The 5,165-nt window shown below is 74.2% G+C and carries 5 protein-coding genes and 1 pseudogene; 4 read left to right on the forward strand and 2 right to left on the reverse strand.

Annotated features, from left to right (window positions below):
* A pseudogene (locus D3105_RS32045) lies at nucleotides 1-330 on the reverse strand (tetratricopeptide repeat protein); the annotation flags it as partial.
* Between the two features lie 289 nt (nucleotides 331-619).
* Here D3105_RS32045 and D3105_RS32050 point away from each other — a divergent pair.
* Together D3105_RS32050 and D3105_RS32055 are read left to right on the forward strand one after the other, a co-directional pair.
* Nucleotides 620-1,033, forward strand: coding sequence for a hypothetical protein (locus D3105_RS32050; protein ID WP_240647100.1), 414 nt, complete (start codon nucleotides 620-622; stop codon nucleotides 1,031-1,033).
* Between the two features lie 86 nt (nucleotides 1,034-1,119).
* Entirely contained in the window at nucleotides 1,120-2,070 is a 951-nt protein-coding gene (locus tag D3105_RS32055) for a spermidine synthase (protein WP_118906364.1), read from the forward strand.
* Between the two features lie 15 nt (nucleotides 2,071-2,085).
* Here D3105_RS32055 and D3105_RS32060 read toward each other — a convergent pair whose 3' ends face one another.
* The gene (locus D3105_RS32060) at nucleotides 2,086-2,658 is read right to left on the reverse strand and encodes a hypothetical protein (RefSeq protein WP_118906365.1); all 573 of its coding nucleotides are present in this window, start codon (nucleotides 2,656-2,658) and stop codon (nucleotides 2,086-2,088) included.
* 187 nt (nucleotides 2,659-2,845) lie between these two features.
* Here D3105_RS32060 and D3105_RS32065 point away from each other — a divergent pair, with 187 nt between their 5' ends.
* Nucleotides 2,846-3,562 carry a response regulator transcription factor gene (locus D3105_RS32065; RefSeq protein ID WP_118906366.1) on the forward strand — a complete coding sequence of 239 codons (717 nt, stop codon included), beginning with the start codon at nucleotides 2,846-2,848 and terminating at the stop codon, nucleotides 3,560-3,562.
* Nucleotides 3,559-5,016 carry a sensor histidine kinase gene (locus tag D3105_RS32070; RefSeq protein ID WP_118906367.1) on the forward strand — a complete coding sequence of 486 codons (1,458 nt, stop codon included), beginning with the start codon at nucleotides 3,559-3,561 and terminating at the stop codon, nucleotides 5,014-5,016. Before D3105_RS32065 ends, D3105_RS32070 begins: the two co-directional genes overlap by 4 nt.
* The last annotated feature ends 149 nt before the right edge of the window (nucleotides 5,017-5,165 follow it).

Raw genomic sequence — 5,165 nt, forward strand, 5'->3', positions numbered from 1 at the left:
GGTGGGGGACGTCCCTGGGGACGCGGCCCCGGGCGCGGGCGGGGGTTCCGATACGACCCGGGCGCCCCGCCCCCGTACGCTCTCGCGGGCCGAGAACCCCAGGTCGGTCAGGGAAGCCCCGGGGAACATGTGCAGGAAGACGCGTTCGTAGGCGTAGTTGGGGCAGCGGATCTCCCCGGACTCCACGCGTCCGATGTACCGGGCGTCACACGCGACCTGCTCCCCGATCTCCCGGGCCGCTCTGCGGACGGCCGCCGCGAACTCCCCGGCGGAGCGCTGTCCGCGCAGCTGACGGAAGGCGAGGTTGGGAACTGCCCCTGTCGACGCCATGTCCGGCCCCTCTCTGGTGCAGCCGGGGGTCGTGCCACCCGGCGTTGCCGGGCCTCCCCGGTCTCCCCGGCCTCCCCGGAGTCCCGGTGTCCCGGCGGAGCATGAACGTACCTGCTGTGACGAGACGCACACACAGCGTTTCGTTGCGAAAGCGGGCATACCGCCCGTGATCCGCCATGAACTGCCACCCTTTGCGGCGGTGTGGGCCCGTAGCCCTTGACGCACCCACGGCGTTGGTCCATGTGGAGACGGAGTGTGGCTCCGTTCGGCGATGAGAGGAGGGGTTCCCTTGTTGCACCTCGGCAGGGAGACCGGCTCACGGACGACCGCGACGACCCCCGCCCCGGCGGACCCGCCGCCCCTGGACCTCGTCACGGTTCCGGCCCGGCAGGGCCTGGAAGCCGTCGACATCCTCCGTCGCGGCGGCGACCAGGAGGCCGTCGGCCCGGTCCTGCACGACGGGGCCTGCGACACCCTCGGCTTCCTCGTACCGCCGGGCACCGCCGACGCCTGGGACGTACCCGGCAGCGCCTGTACGCGGACCGACGGCCGCGGGCTGCGCATCCCCGCCGAGCCGCCGGTCTCCGGATCCGGCTGGCTGCTCCCGCCCGCCGAGGACGCCCCGGTCACCGACCCGGCCGTGCTGCGCGCCGCCCTCGACCAGGCGGCCCGGCTGATCGAGGCGGCCGACAGCTGTCGCTGAGCCCATAATGGCCGGACGGGCGGAACACTCCGCACACCTCCGCCAGGCCGGCGACCCCGGGCCCCCACCAGCAAGGACCAGCGAACGTGGTACGTCGAGGAACACCGGACCGGGCCAAGGGGAAGGCCGCCGGCGGTGATGCCAAGGCGAAGGGCCGCCAGGAACGCCAGGGCTCCGGGCGTGGCGCGGGCCGAGGTGAGCGGGAAGCCGTCTCCCGGCCGGTCGGCGGCGGCGTCGCCGAACTCCGGCCCGACCGCGAGCGCCCGCACGGCTGGACGCTCCTGATCGACGGAGCCCCGCAGTCCCACGTCGACCTCGACGACCCCACGCACCTCTCGTTCGCCTACCAGCGCCGCCTCGGCCACATCATCGACCTCGCCGCACCCCCGCTCCAGCCGCTGCACGTCCTGCACCTGGGCGGCGGCGCGTTCACCCTCGCCCGGTACACCGCCGCGACCCGCCCCCGATCCACCCAGCAGATCGTCGAACTCGACGCGCCCCTCACGCAGTTCGTCCGCGACCACCTCCCGCTGGGCCCCCAGGCCCGCGTCCGGGTCCGGGCGGCCGACGCCCGCGAAGGGCTCGGCAAATACCCCGACGCCTGGGCCGACCTGGTCATCGCGGACGTGTTCAGCGGGGCGCGCACCCCCGCCCACCTCACCTCCGCCGAATTCCTCGGCGAGGTACGCCGGGTGCTGAAACCCGAGGGGCGCTACGCCGCCAACCTCGCCGACGGCCCCCCGCTCGCCCATCTGCGCGGCCAGGTCGCCACCGCCGCCACCGTCTTCCCCGAACTGGCCCTGGCCGCCGACCCGGTGGTGTGGCGGGGCCGCCGCTTCGGCAACGCGGTCCTGCTCGCCTCGGCCATGCCGCTCCCGGTCGCGGAGTTCACCCGGCGGGTGGCGAGCGATCCGCACCCCGGCCGCGTCGAACACGGTCGTGCGCTCACCGACTTCACCGGCGGCGCGGCCGTCGTCACCGACGCGGCCGCCAAGCCGTCGCCCGCGCCCCCGCCGTCGGTCTTCGAGAACCCCTGATCAGGCCGCCACGGCTTACGGTTCGACGATCTGCACCGTCGGCGGCGTCCCGTTCCAGGTGCAGAACACCGAGTACGTCGTACCGTCCTCGCCGCCCCCGTCGCTGAAGTCCACCCGGATCCAGGCGTCGTTCGTCCACACCTGCATCGACCAGCCCGGCTCCGGCGTCGCCGAGACGAGCTTCGCCGAATCCGCGCCCAGCTCGAACACCACCCGGCCGCCATCGGTCCGGTAGCTCTTCACCTGCCCCGAAGCCTTCGCCGGAGCCGACCGCGCGGGCGGCTTCGCCGGGGTCGCCGACGGTGTACGCGAGGGGCGCGGGGCCGACACCGAGGGGCGCGCGTCACCGGTGCTCGGCGAGGCGGAGGCGGAGGGGGAGGGCGACGTCCGGTGCGTCGAGGAGACGAGCGGCTCCTCGGTGCTCTGCCCGATGCGCTGCGGCGCCCTCGCGCCCACCGAGATCGGTACGGCCCGGGGAGGGTCGTACGCCGTCCCCGTCATGACCGTGTGCACACCCCACCACGAGAGCGTGACCGCCGCGCCGGTGGCGAGCGACCACGCCAGCGCGTGTACGAGTCCTCGTTGCATCCGGCACATCCTGCACCACCCGGCCCGCTCCTGGAACCGCACAGTCCGCTCCGGATCCCCCGGAGGGCCCGCCCCGGGCCGCCTCGAATCCGCCCGTACCGGTGGGGCAGACGCCCTTCTCCGGCCTTTGCGGAGGATTCCGACGGGGCCGGGACCGGGCCCCTCGCCATGGCGTACGGTGCCGCCCATGGCAAGTGTGCTCGTGGTCGAGGACGACCAGTTCGTACGTTCCGCCCTCATCCGGCACCTCAGTGAGGCCTCCCACACGGTACGGAGCGTGGGCACCGCGCTCGAAGCGCTGCGCGAGGTCGCGCACTTCCGCTTCGACGTGGTCGTCCTCGACCTCGGGCTGCCCGATCTGGACGGCGCGGAGGCGCTGAAGATGCTGCGGTCCATCACCGACGTGCCCGTCATCATCGCCACCGCCCGGGACGACGAGAGCGAGATCGTCCGGCTGCTCAACGACGGTGCCGACGACTACCTGACGAAACCGTTCTCCGTCGAGCACCTCTCCGCCCGGATGGCCGCCGTGCTCCGCCGCTCGCGCGCCGCCGGGGGCGAGGCGCCGCCGCCCCGGGTCATCCGCGTCGGCGGGCTCTCCATCGACCCGCTGCGCCGCAGCGCCGAGCTGGACGGTGCCGAACTCGACCTCACCCGGCGCGAGTTCGACCTGCTCACCTTCCTGGCCGGGCGGCCGGGCGTGGTCGTCGCCCGCAAGGAGCTGCTGGCCGAGGTCTGGCAGCAGTCCTACGGCGACGACCAGACCATCGACGTCCATCTGTCCTGGCTGCGCCGCAAGCTCGGCGAGACCGCCGCCCGCCCGCGCTATCTGCACACCCTGCGAGGCGTCGGCGTCAAGCTCCAGCCGCCCGCCGACGCACCGGTCACGGAGCCGCCCGCATGAGATGGGCCCTGGTCAAGGTCTGCCTGGCGGTCACCGCGATGGTCGTCATCGCCTTCGCCGTACCGCTCGGACTCGTCATCCGGGAGATGGCCAGCGACCGGGCCTTCTCCGACGCCGAACGCCAGGCCGGGACCATCGCCCCGACCCTCTCCATCACCACCGACCGCGAGGAGCTGACCCGGGCCGTCCTGTCCACCGAACCGGGCGACCGCGGCCACCTCGCCGTCCACGTCCCGGCCCCCGAGAAGGCGGCGGGCGGAACCGGGGGCGAGGGGCTGGACATCGGCACCCGGCGCGCCACCCCCAAGGACGTGGAGACCGTGCGCAAGGCCGGGCGGGCCTCCATCACCGAGGTCACCGGCGGGTTCGCGCTCCTCCAGCCGACCGCGCTGAGCACCGGGGAGATCGCCGTCGTCGAGGTGTTCGTCCCCGAGGGCGAGGTCTCCAACGGGGTCGCCACAGCCTGGCTGATGCTGGCGGGCGTCGGCGTCGCATTGATCGTCGGCTCGGTCGCGGTCGCCGACCGGCTCGGCGTACGGATGGTGCAGCCCGCCCAGCGCCTCGCCGGAGCCGCCCAGGACCTGGGGGAGGGGCGCCTCGGCACCCGGGTCCCCGAGGAGGGACCCACCGAACTGCGTTCCGCCGCCGTCGCGTTCAACTCCATGGCCGACCAGGTCGTCCAGCTCCTGGCCAACGAGCGCGAGTTGGCCGCCGACCTCTCGCACCGGCTGCGCACCCCGCTCACCGTGCTCCGGCTGAACGCCGCGTCCCTCGGCGAGGGGCCGGCGGCCGAGCAGACCCGGGCGGCCGTCCAGCAGTTGGAGCACGAGGTCGACACGATCATCCGCACCGCCCGCGAGCAGCGCCCGCAGACCCAGGGCGGGCAGTCGGAGGCGGGCTGCGACGCCTCCGAGGTGATCCGCGAACGCATGGGCTTCTGGTCGGCGCTCGCCGAGGACGAGGGCCGCGAGGTGCGCCTCGCGGGAGTCGGCCGTACGGTACGCATCCCCGTCTCCCGGACCGAACTGGCCGCCGCCCTGGACGCGTTGCTCGGCAACGTCTTCCGTCACACCCCGGAGGGCACCGCCTTCGCCGTCGACGTCCACCACAGCGGTGACGCGGTCATCGTGCTCGTCTCCGACGCCGGCCCGGGGATCGACGACCCGAAGGCGGCCCTCGCCCGGGGCGCCAGCGGGCGCACCGGGGCGAGCGGCTCCGTCGGCTCCACCGGCCTCGGCCTGGACATCGTGCGCCGGGTCGCCGAGTCCACCGGCGGCGATCTGCGCATCGGCCGGTCCGTCCTCGGCGGTACCGAGGTCCGGATCTGGATCGGCCTGCACGGCGACCGCCCCGAGCGCGGCCGGCGCGGCCACGGCCGCCGGGTCGGCCGCCGGATCGGGTGGCGGGGGCGGAAGGGGGCCCGGACCACGACCGGCCCGGGGGCCCAGCATTAACCCGCTCCGATGCGTTCCTTAAGCGGAACCTAAGAACGCCGTCCTCTGTCTGTAACGTCCTCTTCGCCCGTTCCGCAGGCGATAGCGTGCTCGTGAAGCAACCCCGGGAGTCGTCGAGCCCCCACCTCCCCCCGGGGCCCCCACGTCGG

The sequence above is a fragment of the Streptomyces globisporus genome, assembly GCF_003501885.1.
In the GTDB taxonomy this organism is placed as follows: domain Bacteria; phylum Actinomycetota; class Actinomycetes; order Streptomycetales; family Streptomycetaceae; genus Streptomyces; species Streptomyces globisporus_D.

Coding starts and splice junctions, on each gene's coding strand:
- D3105_RS32065 (WP_118906366.1), top strand. CDS start 2,846: ATGGCAAGTGTGCTCGTGGTCGAGGACGACCAGTTCGTACGTTCCGCC.
- D3105_RS32060 (WP_118906365.1), bottom strand. CDS start 2,658: ATGCAACGAGGACTCGTACACGCGCTGGCGTGGTCGCTCGCCACCGGC.
- D3105_RS32070 (WP_118906367.1), top strand. CDS start 3,559: ATGAGATGGGCCCTGGTCAAGGTCTGCCTGGCGGTCACCGCGATGGTC.